The sequence below is a fragment of the Streptomyces sp. NBC_00057 genome, assembly GCF_045041165.1.
GTDB lineage: Bacteria > Actinomycetota > Actinomycetes > Streptomycetales > Streptomycetaceae > Streptomyces.
On the sequence record NZ_CP108256.1, the window covers coordinates 4,716,543 to 4,731,942 of the forward strand.

The window sequence follows — 15,400 nt, forward strand, 5'->3', positions numbered from 1 at the left end:
TTACAGATGAGCGCGGCACTCGCCAGATGTTAGATCACGCTGCGTTGCGGACCAGTTGACTTGCGTGGAAGTCCAGAGTGTGCAGAGAGACGAAGTGCGGGTCGATCCCGAGGTAGGCCGGGGCGAAGGGCTCCCCGTTCACCTGGACGGGGGCGGCGCCGAAGCGCTCCCGCTGTTCGGGGGTCGGGTGCACGATCTCGGCGGGGCCGGTGAACTGCACGGACCACAGCTCGCTGTCGTTCCCCGAGCGCGCGGCGTTGAAGTTGTCCGCCCCGTACGCCACGACCGTGCCGTCGCAGGCCTCGTGGTAGCCGAGGCCGCTGTGCATCCGCAGGACGACGCGGCCGTCGACCACGATGTGTCGGGCCACCGCCAGTATCGGGAGGGCCCGCATGCTCGTCGCCAGCCGGCCGTACAGGACGCGGCCGAGCAGTTCGATCGCGTGGAGTTCCTCAGAGGGCATGCTCTCCACTCTCCGCCACCGGGGAGGCCGTAAAAAGAGGCCGCGGCCCCAGGCGGTCCGGGACCAAAGTCCCGAAAGATCACCGAGGACCGCGGCCGCTCCGTGCACGTCCCGGCCCTGTCACCACGCGGCGCTCAGCCCTTCTCCGCCTGCAGCCTGGCCACGTACGCGGCGGCCTGCGAGCGCCGTTCCATGCCCAGCTTGGAGAGCAGACTGGAGACATAATTCTTGATCGTCTTCTCGGCGAGGTGCAGCCGCTCGCCGATCACCCGGTTCGTCAGTCCCTCCCCGATCAGATCGAGGATCTTGCGCTCCTGAACGGTGAGACCGGCGAGCTTGTCGTCATCCCGGCCCTTCTTGCCGTCGCGCAGCCGCTCCAGCACCCGGGCGGTAGCCACCGGGTCCAGCAGCGACTTCCCGGCCGCCACGTCCCGTACCGCGCTCAGTAGTTCGTTGCCGCGGATCGCCTTCAGTACATATCCCGACGCGCCCGCCATGATCGCGTCGAAGAGCGCCTCGTCATCGGCGTACGAGGTCAGCATCAGGCATTTGATGTTCTCGTCCTGGGAACGGATCTCCCGGCAGACCTCCACCCCGCTCCCGTCCGGCAGCCGCACATCGAGCACCGCCACATCGGGCCGGGTCGCGGGGATGCGGACCAGTGCGTCCGCCGCCGTGCCGGCCTCGCCGACGACCTCGATGTCGTCCTCGACCGAGAGCAATTCATGGACTCCGCGCCGGACGACTTCGTGGTCGTCCAGCAGAAAAACAGTGATTTTTCCTTGTTCGCGCACAAAACGCAGTCTCACACACTCGCCTCTTCCCTGCCGCCGAACGGCGGGATAACGTGCCGTTGTTCCGGCGGCCTGCAAGGCTGTTCCCAGTGCTGTGACCAGCGAGAGTTCCCGACTTTTTCGATTTACTTGGAAATCCAAGCAAAATCGCAGGTCAGATAGGGTTTCGCAGTTATGCGGCGTACTGGGTAACGTGCTTTTGGCAGGACGCTCGCCGGGGCACCTGTCACGCCTGTTCCCGGACCGAGCGGCACCCACCCCGTGCACGGGTACGGACACAGGCGAGCCGCACTGGCTTCCCGGCAGACCCCGGGGGCCGGACCGACGGAGGAGCACGTACGTGACCGTGGAGAGCACTGCCGCGCGCAAACCGCGACGCAGCAGCAAGCGGACCAGCGCCGTGAAAACGCCCGCTAAGACGTCCGCCAAGACGCCACAGAGTTCCGAGCCCGAGCTCGTACAACTGCTGACGCCCGAGGGCGAGCGGGTGGAGCATCCGGACTACCAGATCGACCTGACCGCCGAAGAGTTGCGCGGTCTGTACCGGGACATGGTCCTGACCCGCCGCTTCGACGCCGAGGCCACCGCCCTGCAGCGCCAGGGCGAGCTGGGCCTGTGGGCCTCGTTGCTCGGCCAGGAGGCCGCCCAGATCGGCTCCGGCCGGGCTCTGCGCGACGACGATTACGTCTTCCCGACCTATCGCGAGCACGGCGTCGCCTGGTGCCGGGGCGTCGACCCGACCAATCTGCTCGGGATGTTCCGCGGTGTGAACCACGGCGGCTGGGACCCGAACAGCAACAACTTCCACCTGTACACGATCGTCATCGGCTCGCAGACCCTGCACGCCACCGGCTACGCCATGGGCGTCGCCAAGGACGGCGCGGACTCGGCCGTGATCGCGTACTTCGGGGACGGCGCCTCCAGCCAGGGCGACGTCGCCGAGGCGTTCACCTTCTCCGCGGTCTACAACGCCCCGGTTGTCTTCTTCTGCCAGAACAACCAGTGGGCGATCTCCGAGCCGACCGAGAAGCAGACCCGCGTCCCGCTCTACCAGCGCGCGCAGGGCTTCGGCTTCCCCGGCGTCCGGGTCGACGGCAACGACGTACTCGCCTGTCTGGCCGTCACCAGGTCGGCGCTGGAGCGGGCCCGCCGGGGGGAGGGGCCCACGCTCGTCGAGGCGTTCACCTACCGCATGGGCGCACACACCACCTCCGACGACCCGACGAAGTACCGGGCGGACGAGGAGCGGGCCGCCTGGGAGGCCAAGGACCCGATCCTGCGGCTGCGCACCTACCTGGAGAAGGAGGGCGCCGCCGACGAGGCGTTCTTCGCCGCGCTGGAGGAGGAGAGCGAAGCCCTCGGCAAGCGGGTGCGTGAAGCGGTACGGGCGATGCCCGATCCGGACCCGATGGCGATCTTCGACCACGCCTACGCCGACGGGAACCCGCTCGTCGACGAGGAACGTGCCCAGTTCGCCGCCTACCAGGCATCGTTCGCCGAGGAGAGCAACTAGCCATGGCCATGGAAAAGATGTCCATTGCGAAGGCTCTCAACGAGTCGCTGCGCAAGGCCCTCGACACCGACCCCAAGGTCCTCATCATGGGTGAGGACGTCGGCAAGCTGGGCGGGGTCTTCCGGATCACCGACGGACTCCAGAAGGACTTCGGCGAGGACCGGGTGATCGACACCCCGCTTGCCGAGTCCGGCATCGTCGGTACGGCGATCGGCCTGGCCCTGCGCGGCTACCGGCCCATCGTGGAGATCCAGTTCGACGGCTTCGTCTTTCCCGCGTACGACCAGATCGTCACGCAACTTGCGAAGATGCACGCCCGGGCGCTCGGCAAGATCAAGCTGCCGGTCGTCGTGCGGATCCCGTACGGCGGCGGCATCGGCGCCGTCGAGCACCACAGCGAGTCCCCCGAGGCCCTGTTCGCGCACGTCGCGGGCCTGAAGGTGGTCTCGCCCTCGAACGCGAGCGACGCCTACTGGATGATGCAGCAGGCCGTCCAGAGCGACGACCCGATCATCTTCTTCGAGCCGAAGCGCCGCTACTGGGACAAGGGCGAGGTCGAGACCGACTCCATCCCCGGCCCGCTGCACCGGGCCGCGGTGGCGCGTACGGGCTCCGACCTCACGCTCGTCGCGTACGGACCGATGGTGAAGGTCTGCCTGGAAGCGGCCGCGGCCGCCCAGGAGGAGGGCAAGTCGATCGAGGTCCTGGACCTGCGCTCGATGTCCCCGATCGACTTCGACACCATCCAGACCTCGGTCGAGAAGACCGGCCGGCTCGTCGTGGTCCATGAGGCGCCGGTGTTCTACGGCTCCGGGGCCGAGATCGCCGCCCGGATCACCGAGCGCTGCTTCTACCACCTGGAAGCACCGGTGCTGAGGGTCGGCGGCTATCACGTCCCGTACCCGCCGGCGCGGCTGGAGGACGAGTACCTGCCGGGTCTCGACCGTGTGCTCGACGCCGTCGACCGCTCGCTGGCGTACTGAGGACTGGGGCGTGACAACGATGAACGACACTTCCAACGCTGCTCGCTTCCGTGAGTTCAAGATGCCCGACGTGGGCGAGGGACTGACCGAGGCCGAGATCCTCAAGTGGTACGTACAGCCCGGTGACACCGTCACCGACGGCCAGGTCGTGTGCGAGGTCGAGACCGCGAAGGCGGCCGTGGAGCTGCCGATTCCGTTCGACGGGGTGGTGCACGAGCTGCGCTTCCCCGAGGGCACGACCGTCGACGTCGGCCAGGTGATCATCGCGGTGGACGTGGCACCGGGCAGCGGTGACGCGACCGCGGTTCCCGCGCCGGTCGCGGAGCCGGTTGCCGCGGCCGAACCGGAGCCCGAGGCTCCCAAGGGCCGTCAGCCGGTCCTGGTCGGGTACGGCGTGGCCGAGAGCTCGACCAAGCGGCGGGCCCGCAAGGGCGTCACGACGGCGGTGCCCGCTGCCTCGGCGGCGATCCAGGGCGAGATGAACGGCCACGGCGCGGTGGTCCCGGAGAGCCGGCCGCTGGCCAAGCCGCCGGTCCGCAAGCTGGCCAAGGACCTGGGCATCGACCTGGCGACGGTCGTCCCGACCGGCGAGGGCGGGATCATCACCCGCGAGGACGTGCACGCGGCGGCCACGCCCGTACCGGCACAGGCCCCCGTCGCGGTGGAGGCCACGCCGGTCCCCACCCCCGAGGCGCCGGCCGCCGTCGTCGCGGGCGCGCGGGAGACCCGTATCCCCGTCAAGGGCGTACGGAAGGCCATCGCCCAGGCGATGGTCGGCAGCGCCTTCACGGCGCCGCATGTCACGGAGTTCGTCACCGTCGATGTGACGCGCACGATGAAGCTGGTGGCGGAGCTCAAGGAGGACAAGGACATGGCGGGGGTGCGGGTCAACCCGCTCCTGATCATCGCCAAGGCGCTCCTGGTCGCGATCAGGCGCAATCCGGACGTCAACTCCGCCTGGGACGAGGCGAACCAGGAGATCGTGCGCAAGCACTACGTCAACCTGGGCATCGCCGCCGCCACGCCGCGCGGTCTGATCGTGCCGAACATCAAGGACGCGCACGACAAGACCCTGCCGGAACTCGCCGCGGCGCTGGGCGAACTGGTCTCCACGGCACGTGAGGGCAAGACGTCCCCCGCGGCCATGGCGGGCGGCACGGTGACCATCACCAACGTCGGTGTCTTCGGCGTCGACACGGGCACGCCGATCCTGAACCCGGGCGAGTCCGCGATCCTCGCGGTCGGAGCGATCAAGCTCCAGCCGTGGGTCCACAAGGGCAAGGTGAAGCCCCGCCAGGTCACCACGCTGGCCCTGTCGTTCGACCACCGCCTGGTCGACGGCGAGCTCGGATCCAAGGTCCTGGCGGACGTCGCAGCGATCCTGGAACAGCCGAAGCGGCTGATCACCTGGGCGTGATCGCCCCGGTGGTACGTGTGTGAGGTGGGCCCGCGCGATGTTCGCGCGGGCCCACTCGCATGTCCTGCGCCGGTCGTCGCACGGCGATTTCGGCGAAGACGGTCTTGCCGACGGGGCGCGGCTCGACGCCCCAGCGGTCCGCGATCCGCGCGACGATCACGAGGCCCCGCCCGTAACACTCGTCGTCCCCGGCCTCGCGCAGTCCGGGCAGCCGCTCGCCACGTGCGTCGCTCACCGCGATACGGAGCGTGGTCGCGGTGAGGATGAGGTGTACGCGGAAGAGCCGCCCCCGGATGGCGCCGTGCAGTAACGCGTTGGTCGCCAACTCGCTGACCAGCAACGCCGCGTCGCCGGCCAGGCCCGGATGCCCCCACTCCCGAACGAGCCGCGCGGTGCGGCGCCGGGAGAAGGAGACGCTGCGGGCGGTGGGGGTGTAGTCGAGCCGGTCCTCATGGAGGACGGGCTCGGGGAGTTTGTCCCTGGCTGAGGTCATGGGCGCGTACCTCTCGGTGAGGGGGCGGTGGCGATGCCGCGCCTGCGGGGCGCCGGGGCCTGATTCGGTTCCGGTGCAGGGCAGGGCGGTGCACTTCCGCCGGTTTCGGCTCCGCTGTGCGAGCGGCGGAACACTGACGGTAGCGGTGTGATTGCGTGTGCAGCAATAAGTTCGGGCAGAAATTTCTCTGCCCTAGTTGGTGTTCGAGCCGAATGAGTCCCAGACTTGGGCCACTCGACGGAGGGATGCGACGTGGCAGGTAACAGCCCTGATCGGGGCCGGACGGTTTCGACTGTGCTCGGGCGCCGTCTCGGCGGCGAGTTGCTGCGCATGCGCGAGGGGCGCTCTCTGCGGCAATCGCACGCTGCGGAGGCGCTGACGGCGTCGGTTGCCAAGGTCGCGAAGATCGAGCGGGGCCTCGTACCGATACGGGACCCCGACATCAGGGCCCTGTGTCACTTGTATGGCGAGGCTGACGCCGAAGTCGTCGACAGGTTGCTGGCACTCGCCAAGACCGACCGCGAACGTCGCAAGGCAAGTGGTTGGTGGAATCAGTACCCGGGACTTCAGTCCATGGCCGAGTACGTGGCTCTGGAGGACATCGCCACCAGCCTCCGCACCTGGCAAGTCGCCATCGTGCCCGGACTGCTGCAGACCCCGGACTACGCCAGAGCGCTCGCCGTGGGAAACGGATCATGGGATGACCCCGATGAGATCGAGCCCTTCGTCGAGTCCAGGATGACGCGGCAGGCGCGGTTGAGTGGCGACCGACCGCTTGAGCTGCGGGCGGTGGTGCACGAAGGTGCACTGCGTCAGTTGGTGGGCGGACGCGAGGTGATGAGGGACCAGCTCGGCAGGCTGTTGGACGTGGCTCGGCAGCCGAACGTGAAGCTTCAGGTGATGCCGTATATCGCGGGCGCTCACCCCGGCATGACAAGCGCCTTCACTATCGTTTCCTTCGCTGAGCCGGGAGCGCTCGACGTGGTCCACATGGATACGACCTCGACCACTCTCTGGCTGGAGAGCGATACTGATGCCGAGCGTCACAGCAGCCTTTTCGACCGCATCTCGCGCCTGGGGCTTGCGCAACACACCTCGGTCAGACTTATCAATGAAATCCACAGGGAGCTGTAAACCGCGTGCTCGGGTACAAGTTCGTCAAGTCCAGCTACAGCGGTGGCAACGCGGGCCAGGAGTGCGTCGAAGTGGCCCGCAACATCCCCCGCACCGTCGCCGTCCGCGACTCCAAGCGGCCCGACGGCCCGCTTCTCGTCCTCGCTCCCGCCGCGTGGGACAGCTTCACGGCGGGCCTGCGCCGGCAGCCGTAGGAATGGCAACGGGCTGTCGCGGACAAGCTGTCGCTGTCCGACTCGATGCAACTCATCGCGAGCAGAAAGGAGATGAACGAGTGAGCGAGTTCCGCTTCAACAAAGCCAGTTACAGCGAGCCGAACGGCGAGTGCGTCGAAGTGGCCCGCAATGTACCCCGCACCGTCGCCGTCCGCGACTCCAAGCGGCCCGACGGTCCCGTCGTCCTCCTCGGCCCCGCGGCCTGGGACGCCTTCCGGGCCGGGCTGGTCCGATCGTCGGACTGACCCGGCCGGGCCGGCTAGCGCTCTGACTCCACCGCCCTCCCCGGTACCAGTAGGGCGAGGGTGCTGCGCGCTTCACGCCGCAGCGCGCGACGCCGGGCGAAGGTCGCGGTGAGAGCGAGAATCGAGACCGTGCCCCCGTAGAACACGGCGGCAATCGTGGAGAGGAGCCCGATCGGCATCGGGCACGCACCTTTCTTCCCCCGCTCGGCCCACCCGGCTCACAGCCAAGGGCGGGCATCGATGCGTTTCCTCTCCATTGTACGAACGCCGTCAACTCCCTTGAGTTTCCTGGCCAACCTGGCGGGCCTTCGCGGTCACAGCTTCCTGGAACAGAACAGCTGGGCCCGCCGTCGACAGGCGATGCCGGCGGCGAGCACCAGTCGGCCGTCCGTCGCGCTTCCCGGCGATGCCTGGACCAACTCCTCAGCGGACTTCTGCTTGACGACGGACTCGGTCAACTCTGGCGTCTTCTTGGTGATCAGATCGGCCAATGTTCAGAGACTCCCGGTCCTGCACGTGGGGGAGGTGCTTACGGTGAGTGTTCCGTCTGCGTGGGGAAGAGGTTGGTGTCATGGGGGAAAGTCGAATGGGGCTGGTGATGGTCCACGGGATCATGTCCGGGCCGGAGGTGTGGGAGCCGCTACGCAAGTTGATTGCGGCGGACAGGGACCTTGAGTTCGTCGAGCCACTCGCGTTCGAATATGCAACCGGGCTGTTGTCGGTCAATCCGCTGCGGGTCTTCCCGTCGATCGACACGGTTGCCGACAGTCTGAAGGAGTATTTGGCCACGGAAGCTGGTGCATTCGATCAGCTGTTGCTGGTCACTCATAGCCAAGGAGGGCTGGTCGCCCAACGTTACCTGGCTCGCATGCTCCACGATGGCAGAGGCGCTGAGCTGGCGCGGATCCATCGGCTGGTGATGATCGCCTGCCCGAGTAACGGCTCTGAGCTGTTACTTTCCTTGCGTCGGCGTGCCTTGGGCCTGCGTCATCCGCAGGAGAAGGATCTGCGCCCCTTGAATGATCAGGTCAGCTCGACACTGCGCACGGTCCTGCGTGATGTCGTGCATGCCACTGCAGTCACCGATCGGACCTGTCCCATTCCGGTGTCGGTGTACGCGGGTGAGAGCGATGGCGTGGTACCTCGCTCCTCGGCGCAGTCCGTCTTCCCGGACAGTTCCGCTCTGCCGGGCGACCACTCCAGTATCCTCAAGGCCGATTCGCCCCGGCATCGGACTTTCACCGCTCTGCGCCGCCTCATCCTCGTCACGCATACCGGGTCGCACACGACCGGCCCTCCGTGGCCGGGACCTCTCTCGTCTCCGCCCGAACCACCGGCCCCCGAACCGGCAACGGGGCCCGTCGCGCCCTTTCCGGCCAAGAAAGAACCCGCCGGGAAGCAGGGGCGCGCGGCGATCGCGTTCGGCGCGGTCGCCGTCCTGGCGGCCGCCGCCTTGGTCCTGCATTTTGCCCCGATGCCTTGGGATTCGGACGCCAACTCATCTGATGCAGACACCAAACCGTCTGCTGCGGATACCGAATCATCTGTTGTAGGAACCGGTTCGAGCACTCCGAGCCCGGCGGGGAAGAAATCTGACGTCACTCCGCCCGAGAAGTTTCCGGCCACGAACATGTTCTGGTTGGTCGAAATCGACGGAGAAAATGGCGGAGCCGAATATTTGACGGTCGACAAGAGCCAGCACTTCCGGTTCTGGTGGAACGGCGGCGTCGAAGGCGATCGCTTGATGACCGATGGTGCGGGGATCAACTCGTACACCCCTGACGAGGGGGCGGACGGTGCTGCGTTGCGCTTTGGCGACATCGACGGTGACGAGGCACCCGATTGCATGGTGGTCGACCGGACTGGCGGGGTGACCGCCTATACCTGGGTGAAGGGCGGAGAGAAGGGTAAAAAAATGTGCAAAAAGAGGCATGACAACGTAGAGAGAGTTTCCTTTAACGGTTCCCCTGTCGACATTCCGGATATCAAGCAGATCCAGTTCGCCGACATCAACGGAGACGGGCGCGTCGACTACCTGCGGATTGAGCCGGACCGCACGGCGACCGTCTGGTACAACGAGGGCTTCAGTATCAAGGATGGCGTAGAGCAGCTGGGCTGGTCCCCTGGCGTGGAGATCAGCGCAGCCTCTGGCGAGCCCCGTGAAACTATGTTCGCTGACATCAATGGAGACGGTTATGCCGACCAGATCCTCATTACCTCCAAAGGTGGCGCACAGGCCTGGATCAACGAAGGGGTCGAGGATTCGCGTGTAAAGCTCAGAGACATCGGGGAGATCGTGAGTGACACCGGGGCCCCTCCGCAGGAAATTCAGTTCGCCGACGTCGACGGAGACAAGAAGGCTGAATTCCTGCACATCGACAAGACGGGCGCTGTCCGTGTCTGGCACCCCAAGCTGTGATGAGAAAACTTCGCGGGAGGCGTCGATGCCGGCCGGGTTCCTCGGGCTCCGGTCGATGCGGGGCCGGTTGGCCTCCAGGGGGCCACGTCGCGATCGGCGTCTGGATCGGTGACCGCGCCGTGGAGGGTGGTGGGGTCCCGGCAACATCCGCGTAGGCTCAGTGAATTGGGTCGCAAAAGCCCGCTGTTAGGGTGGCCGGATGGCATCGGTCAAGAAGATCCAGGTCACCTTCGATTGCGCGGACCCCGAGCGTGTCGCCCGTTTCTGGTGCGAGGTGTTGGGGTACGTCGCACCGCCGCCGCCGGAGGGCTTCGACGCCTGGGACGACTACAACAGTTCGCTGCCGGCCGAGGAGCGGGGGGCGTGGTTCGCGTGCTCCGATCCCACGGGCGAGGGCCCGCGTATGTACTTCCAGCGCGTTCCCGAAGGCAAGGTCGCCAAGAACCGGGTGCACGTCGATGTGCGGGCCGGCACCGGGCTCGTGGGTGCGGAGCGGCTGGCCGTGCTCGAGGCCGAACGCGATCGGCTGGTGGCGCTCGGCGCGGTGTGCGTGAAGGTGCTGTATGCCGACGAGAACAACGAGTCGTGCATCAATATGCAGGACGTCGAGGGCAACGAGTTCTGTCTCGACTGAGCATCCTCCGGTACGGCGAGAGGGGGCCCGCGTGGTGCGAGCCCCCTCTGTGCGTGCGTTGCCGGGCTACTTCTTGAAGGAGTAGTCCATGATCTTCTTCATGTCCGCAGAACGGTTGGCCGCGCTCGTGGAGGCGAGCACCGTGCCGATGACCGTCTTGCCGTTGCGGGTCGCGGCGAAGACCAGGCAGTACTTGGCGGTCGGGCCGGAGCCGGTCTTCACTCCGATGGCGCCGCTGTAGCTGCTGAGCATCGCGTTGGTGTTGGACCACGACATGTAGCGGTAGCCGCCGGACTTCGTGGTGACCTTCTGCTTGGTCGACTTGGTCTTCACGACCGTGCGGAACGTGGAGCTCTTCATCGCGCTGCTGGCGATCTTCGTCAGGTCGCGCGGCGTCGAGTAGTTCGAGCCGTTGCTTATGCCGTCGAACGAGTCGAAGTGGGTGTTGTTCAGCCCGAGGGACTTGGCCTGGGCGTTCATCTTGCCGATGAACGACTTCACGCGGGCCGCACGGGTGGTGCCGGAGCCGAACTTGTCGGCCAGCGCGTACGCGGCGTCGCAGCCGGACGGCAGCATCAGGCCGTACAGCAGCTGGCGGACGGTGACCTTGTCGCCCACGATCAGGCGGGCCGACGAGGCACCCTTGGAGACGATGTAGTCGCTGTACGCCTTCTGGATCGTGACCTTGGAATCCAGGTTGAGATTCTTCTGTGACAGGACGACCTTGGCGGTCATGATCTTGGTGGTGGATCCGGTGGAGCGACGGGTGTCCGCGGCCTTGGAGAACAGGGTCTTCGCGGTGCCGTTGTTCATCACGTAACCGCCCTTGGCGGTGATCGTGGGAGTGGGCGGCGTGGCGGCCTGCGCCGTGGAGGCGAACACGCTGCCCGCGATGACGGCGCCCGCGGTGAGGGCCACGGTGGCAGCGGCGGAAACGCGGTTTATGCCCTTAATGCCGATTTTCAACTTGAACGCTCCAAATGCCCCTGGAATGCGGCCACATGAGGGTGCCGCTCGGTGGTGAGACTCATAAGGCCGGGATAAGGATGTGCTGATTCCTGGGGCAATTTCGGGGCTGGGGGCGGTTCAGGCCATAGGGCGGCGGCGCCCGTCCGGAACCGGTCCGGAACTCGTCCGGATCCCGGACAGGTTCCCTCATGTACGCATGTTGTATCTATGCTGTGCGCATGCCTGCCGCGCCCCCAGCTGTGAAGCCCCCTGTGAAGTCCGCTGCGAAGTCGGCCGTGAAGTCTTCCGTCAAGCAGCCCCCCGCCGCCGAGCGCGTCTACGTCCATATCAAGGAGGCGGTCCTGGACCGCCGCTACGAAGGCGGCACGCTCCTCACCGAAGGTGATCTCGCTGAGGCCGTCGGTGTCTCCCGTACGCCCGTGCGTGAAGCGCTGCTGCGTCTGGAGGTCGAGGGGCTGATCAAGCTGTATCCGAAGAAGGGCGCTCTCGTTCTCGCCGTCTCCGCGCAGGAGATCGCGGATGTGGTGGAGACCCGGCTGCTTGTCGAGGAGTTCGCGGTCCGCAAGGCCGTCCCCGCCTCCGCGCAGTTGATCGGACGCCTCGAAGAACTTCTTGAGGAGCAGAGGCAGTTGGCCGAGGCCGGGGACCTGGCCGCCGTGTCCGTGAAGGACCGCTGCTTCCACGCCGAGATCGTGCGCAACGCGGGCAACGACATTCTCTCGCGCCTCTACGACCAGCTGCGCGACCGGCAGTTGCGGATGGGCGTCGCTGTGATGGAGGCGCACCCGGGCAGGATCGCCGCCAACATCACCGAGCACGGTGAGCTGCTGGAGGCGATCAGGTCCGGTGACGCGGACGGTGCCGCACAGGTCGTGCGACGTCATGTCAGCCGGGTCAAGGTGCTGGTCAGGGGTGAGGACCGGTGAGTTCTGCCGCCGCTCCCACCCTGTCCCTGCCCGGAGATCCACCCGGCGGCCGGCGTGCCGCGTGGGTCTGGGGCATCGGTGTCGCCGTCTACTTCGTCGCCATCATCTTCCGCACCAGCCTGGGCGTCGCCGGACTCGACGCCGCCGACCGGTTCCACATCAACGCCTCCGCGCTCTCCACGTTCTCCATCCTTCAGCTGCTCGTCTACGCGGGCATGCAGATACCCGTCGGCCTGATGGTCGACCGGATCGGCACCAAGAAGGTCCTCGCCCTCGGGGCCGTTCTGTTCACCCTGGGGCAGCTCGGCTTCGCGCTCTCCCCCTCGTACGGCATGGCGCTGGCGTCCAGGGCGCTGCTCGGCTGCGGCGACGCGATGACGTTCATCAGCGTGCTCCGGCTCGGCGCCCGCTGGTTCCCGGCCCGGCGCGGTCCGCTGATCGGGCAGGTCGCCGCGCTCTTCGGGATGGCGGGCAACCTCGTCTCGACGCTCTTCATCGCGCGGGCCCTGCACGAATTCGGCTGGACCGCCACCTTCGTCGGCAGCTCCGTCGCCGGGGTGCTTGTCCTTGTCCTTCTTCTGCTGTTCCTGAAGGACCACCCCGAGGGCCACGAGCCACCGCCCGTCGAGCACGCGGGCGCCGCCTACGTACGCAAGCAGATCGCCGCCTCCTGGCGGGAGCCCGGCACCCGGCTCGGTATGTGGGTGCACTTCACCACGCAGTTCCCGGCCATGGTGTTCCTGCTGCTGTGGGGGCTGCCGTTCCTGGTGGAGGCGCAGGGGCTGAGCCGGTCCACCGCCGGTGAGCTGCTCACCCTGGTGGTGCTCTCCAACATGGCGTTCGGGCTGGTCTACGGGCAGATCATCGCCCGCCACCACGAGGCCCGCGCCCCGCTGGCCCTCGGGACGGTCGCCGTGACGGCCCTGCTCTGGGCGTCGACCATCTTCTACCCGGGCGACCGTGCGCCGATGTGGCTGCTGATCGTCCTGTGCGTGGTGCTCGGCGCGTGCGGCCCCGCCTCGATGATCGGCTTCGACTTCGCCCGGCCTGCCAACCCGCCGGAGCGCCAGGGAACCGCGTCGGGCATCGTCAACATGGGCGGCTTCACCGCCTCGATGACCACGCTGTTCGCCGTCGGCGTGCTGCTGGACGCGACCGGTGGCAACTACCGGATCGCGTTCGCCTCGGTCTTCGTACTGGAGGCGCTCGGCGTCGTACAGATTCTGCGGCTGCACTCCCGGGCCACGCACCGCGAGCGGGACCACCATGTGATCAGCCGCGTGGAAGCCGTGCACGTACCCGCGTGACGCGCCTGTCGCGCCTGATCGGCGGCGCGCCCGTCCTCGCACGACGGGCGCCGCCGACCACGGTGGCGCGGCGCTGTGACGCTACGGCGTCACGGCGAAGTTCTGCAGGATCGCCTCCGCCAGATCCTGGTCTCCCTCGACCTTGATCCGGTCCATGACCGCACCCGCTCGCACCCGCCCGCAGGCGAGACGGAAGTACGTCTCCCAGTCCATAGCCAGCGTCACCGCGGGCCCGAGCGACGGCGAACCGTCCACCGAACCGCGGCCCTCCGCATCGACCCTGACCGTGCGCAGGAACTCCATCGGCCCGTGCACATCGAGCACGACCGCCGAACTGGCCGGCGCACCCGCGTCCTTGGCGACCACCTTCGGCAGCGCGGCGAGCAGGGTGTCCCGGACGACAGAAGCGCCGGGGGAGTCCAGATTGCCGGGCTGACCCAGCGTCGCCCGCAGATCCTGCTCATGCACCCAGACGTCGAAGGCCCGCATCCGCAGTGCCAGTTCGAGGGTCTGCTCGGCGCCGAGCGGCGCCCGGACCATGGTCTCGGGGGCACGTGACTCGTTGCGCAGCTGACGTGCGCGGCGAATGATCGTGTACTCCAGCTCGGAGGTCATCTCCGGCGCGGTGTGGTGGCGCCGCACATCGACCTGCATCTCCATGTAGCGAGCGAAGTCGTTCTGTACATGGTAGAGATCGCGCGGCAGCGTGTGGATCGGACGCGGGTCGCCGAGCTGCTCGCACTCCATGCCGATGACGTGCGAGACGATGTCACGCACCGACCAGGCGGGGCACGGCGTACGGCGGTTCCACTCTCCCTCGGCGAGCGGCTTCACCAGCTCGGCTATCGACTCGATGGAGTGGGTCCAGGCATCGGCGTAGGTCTGAAGGCTGGGATGGACGGTCACGGGACCCCTCGTGCGGTTCTGCGGTGCATGGGCTGGAGTGCTGGGCGCGGGCGGCGGCTGCGTGGGAGGTTCGATCGCTAAGTTACGCTGCGAGCAGGCACCCCGGCAGTGCTTTCGTGTGACGATCGTAGGCCTGTGTTGACGGCTCGAATGCCAGGACGGTGGTAGTGTGCGCGCCTCCCTCATCCAGATCGCAGTAGACCCGGACGAATCCGTCAATTCCCGTAGGCAACGCGCGGCTTCGCTGATCGCGGCCCAGCGCGGTGCGGATCTGGTGGTTCTTCCCGAACTGTGGCCGGTCGGCGCGTTCGCGTACACCGCCTTCGCGGACGAGGCCGAGCCACTCCAGGGGCCCACCCACGACATCATGGCGAAGGCCGCGGCCGACGCCGGGGTCTGGCTGCACGCGGGCTCCTTCGTCGAGCGCGCGGCCGACGGCACCCTCTACAACACCGCGCTCGTCTTCACACCCGAGGGCGAGCGGGCCGCCGCGTACCGCAAGATCCACCGCTTCGGCTTCGACAAGGGCGAGGCGGTCATGATGGGTGCGGGCGAGGAGCTGGTCACGGTCGCCCTGCCGCAGACCACCCTGGGCCTCGCCACCTGCTACGACCTGCGCTTCCCGGAAATGTTCCGCGGCCTGGTCGACGCGGGCGCCGAGACGCTGATCGTCGCGGCGGGCTGGCCGGAGCGCCGTCGCGCCCACTGGACGCTGCTGGCCCAGGCCCGTGCCGTCGAGAACCAGTCGTACGTCCTGGCTGTCGGCACCGCGGGCACCCACGCCGGAATCCAGCAGGCCGGACACAGCATCGTCGTCGACCCCTGGGGCGAGGTGCTTGCGGAGGCGGGCGCGGACGAGGAGGTGCTCACTGTGGAGTTCGACCCGTCGAAGGTCGCCGCCACGCGCGAGCAGTTCCCGGCGCTCAAGGACCGCCGCCTGGGGCTGACCAGGCCGGAGACGGGCAAGTAGTCACGTTTCACG

18 protein-coding genes are annotated in these 15,400 nt (G+C 67.4%); 11 read left to right on the forward strand and 7 right to left on the reverse strand.

The annotated features are described in order from the left end of the window. Positions 1-34: 34 nt before the first annotated feature. Together OG953_RS22155 and OG953_RS22160 are read right to left on the reverse strand one after the other, a co-directional pair. Positions 35-463, reverse strand: coding sequence for a pyridoxamine 5'-phosphate oxidase family protein (locus tag OG953_RS22155; RefSeq protein WP_405686350.1), 429 nt, complete (start codon positions 461-463; stop codon positions 35-37). Positions 464-597: 134 nt separating this feature from the next. Next, positions 598-1,257, reverse strand: coding sequence for a response regulator (locus OG953_RS22160; RefSeq protein WP_405691985.1), 660 nt, complete (start codon positions 1,255-1,257; stop codon positions 598-600). A gap of 340 nt (positions 1,258-1,597) precedes the next feature. Between OG953_RS22160 and pdhA the strand changes: the two genes are divergently transcribed. The 3 genes from pdhA to OG953_RS22175 are packed head-to-tail and all read left to right on the forward strand — an operon-like array spanning position 1,598 to position 5,170. Beyond that, positions 1,598-2,770, forward strand: coding sequence for a pyruvate dehydrogenase (acetyl-transferring) E1 component subunit alpha (pdhA, locus tag OG953_RS22165; RefSeq protein WP_405686352.1), 1,173 nt, complete (start codon positions 1,598-1,600; stop codon positions 2,768-2,770). A 2-nt stretch (positions 2,771-2,772) separates the two neighbouring features. Then, positions 2,773-3,753, forward strand: a complete 981-nt coding sequence (locus tag OG953_RS22170) for an alpha-ketoacid dehydrogenase subunit beta (RefSeq protein WP_383967158.1) — start codon at positions 2,773-2,775, stop codon at positions 3,751-3,753. Between the two features lie 10 nt (positions 3,754-3,763). Then, on the forward strand, positions 3,764-5,170 hold the full coding sequence (locus OG953_RS22175) for a dihydrolipoamide acetyltransferase family protein (protein WP_405686354.1): 1,407 nt from the start codon (positions 3,764-3,766) through the stop codon (positions 5,168-5,170). Here OG953_RS22175 and OG953_RS22180 read toward each other — a convergent pair. After that, positions 5,157-5,663, reverse strand: a complete 507-nt coding sequence (locus OG953_RS22180; RefSeq protein ID WP_405686355.1) for an ATP-binding protein — start codon at positions 5,661-5,663, stop codon at positions 5,157-5,159. The genes OG953_RS22175 and OG953_RS22180 overlap by 14 nt on opposite strands. Before the next feature lie 252 nt (positions 5,664-5,915). On the opposite strand from OG953_RS22180, the gene OG953_RS22185 reads away from it, so the two are divergent. From OG953_RS22185 to OG953_RS22195, 3 genes are all read left to right on the forward strand, one after another. After that, on the forward strand, positions 5,916-6,797 hold the full coding sequence (locus OG953_RS22185) for a helix-turn-helix domain-containing protein (RefSeq protein ID WP_405686357.1): 882 nt from the start codon (positions 5,916-5,918) through the stop codon (positions 6,795-6,797). 5 nt (positions 6,798-6,802) lie between these two features. Then, entirely contained in the window at positions 6,803-6,991 is a 189-nt protein-coding gene (locus OG953_RS22190; protein WP_405686359.1) for a DUF397 domain-containing protein, read from the forward strand. A gap of 80 nt (positions 6,992-7,071) precedes the next feature. Next, positions 7,072-7,257, forward strand: coding sequence for a DUF397 domain-containing protein (locus OG953_RS22195; protein WP_405686361.1), 186 nt, complete (start codon positions 7,072-7,074; stop codon positions 7,255-7,257). A 14-nt stretch (positions 7,258-7,271) separates the two neighbouring features. Here the strand turns inward: OG953_RS22195 and OG953_RS22200 are convergent, their stop codons facing one another. Both OG953_RS22200 and OG953_RS22205 read right to left on the reverse strand, forming a co-directional pair. Continuing rightward, the gene (locus OG953_RS22200) at positions 7,272-7,436 is read right to left on the reverse strand and encodes a hypothetical protein (RefSeq protein ID WP_405686362.1); all 165 of its coding nucleotides are present in this window, start codon (positions 7,434-7,436) and stop codon (positions 7,272-7,274) included. 135 nt (positions 7,437-7,571) lie between these two features. Further along, positions 7,572-7,748 carry a hypothetical protein gene (locus tag OG953_RS22205; protein ID WP_405686363.1) on the reverse strand — a complete coding sequence of 59 codons (177 nt, stop codon included), beginning with the start codon at positions 7,746-7,748 and terminating at the stop codon, positions 7,572-7,574. A gap of 95 nt (positions 7,749-7,843) precedes the next feature. On the opposite strand from OG953_RS22205, the gene OG953_RS22210 reads away from it, so the two are divergent. Both OG953_RS22210 and OG953_RS22215 read left to right on the forward strand, forming a co-directional pair. Continuing rightward, entirely contained in the window at positions 7,844-9,676 is a 1,833-nt protein-coding gene (locus tag OG953_RS22210) for an FG-GAP-like repeat-containing protein (RefSeq protein ID WP_405686364.1), read from the forward strand. Between the two features lie 199 nt (positions 9,677-9,875). Continuing rightward, positions 9,876-10,310 carry a VOC family protein gene (locus OG953_RS22215; RefSeq protein ID WP_405686365.1) on the forward strand — a complete coding sequence of 145 codons (435 nt, stop codon included), beginning with the start codon at positions 9,876-9,878 and terminating at the stop codon, positions 10,308-10,310. Positions 10,311-10,376: 66 nt separating this feature from the next. Here the strand turns inward: OG953_RS22215 and OG953_RS22220 are convergent, their stop codons facing one another. Beyond that, positions 10,377-11,276: a D-alanyl-D-alanine carboxypeptidase family protein gene (locus tag OG953_RS22220; protein WP_405686366.1), complete on the reverse strand. Its 900-nt coding sequence runs from the start codon at positions 11,274-11,276 to the stop codon at positions 10,377-10,379. Between the two features lie 221 nt (positions 11,277-11,497). Here OG953_RS22220 and OG953_RS22225 point away from each other — a divergent pair, with 221 nt between their 5' ends. Together OG953_RS22225 and OG953_RS22230 are read left to right on the forward strand one after the other, a co-directional pair. After that, a complete protein-coding gene (locus OG953_RS22225; protein ID WP_405686367.1) occupies positions 11,498-12,205 on the forward strand; it encodes a GntR family transcriptional regulator in 708 nt (235 codons plus the stop codon). Next, positions 12,202-13,512 (forward strand): nitrate/nitrite transporter, encoded by a 1,311-nt coding sequence (locus OG953_RS22230; RefSeq protein ID WP_405686369.1) that lies wholly within the window; start codon positions 12,202-12,204, stop codon positions 13,510-13,512. The genes OG953_RS22225 and OG953_RS22230 overlap by 4 nt, the downstream gene beginning before the upstream one ends. An 81-nt stretch (positions 13,513-13,593) precedes the next feature. Here the strand turns inward: OG953_RS22230 and OG953_RS22235 are convergent, their stop codons facing one another. Then, on the reverse strand, positions 13,594-14,418 hold the full coding sequence (locus tag OG953_RS22235) for a maleylpyruvate isomerase family mycothiol-dependent enzyme (protein ID WP_405686370.1): 825 nt from the start codon (positions 14,416-14,418) through the stop codon (positions 13,594-13,596). Between the two features lie 169 nt (positions 14,419-14,587). On the opposite strand from OG953_RS22235, the gene OG953_RS22240 reads away from it, so the two are divergent. Beyond that, positions 14,588-15,388 (forward strand): carbon-nitrogen family hydrolase, encoded by an 801-nt coding sequence (locus tag OG953_RS22240; RefSeq protein WP_405686372.1) that lies wholly within the window; start codon positions 14,588-14,590, stop codon positions 15,386-15,388. Positions 15,389-15,400: the final 12 nt, after the last annotated feature.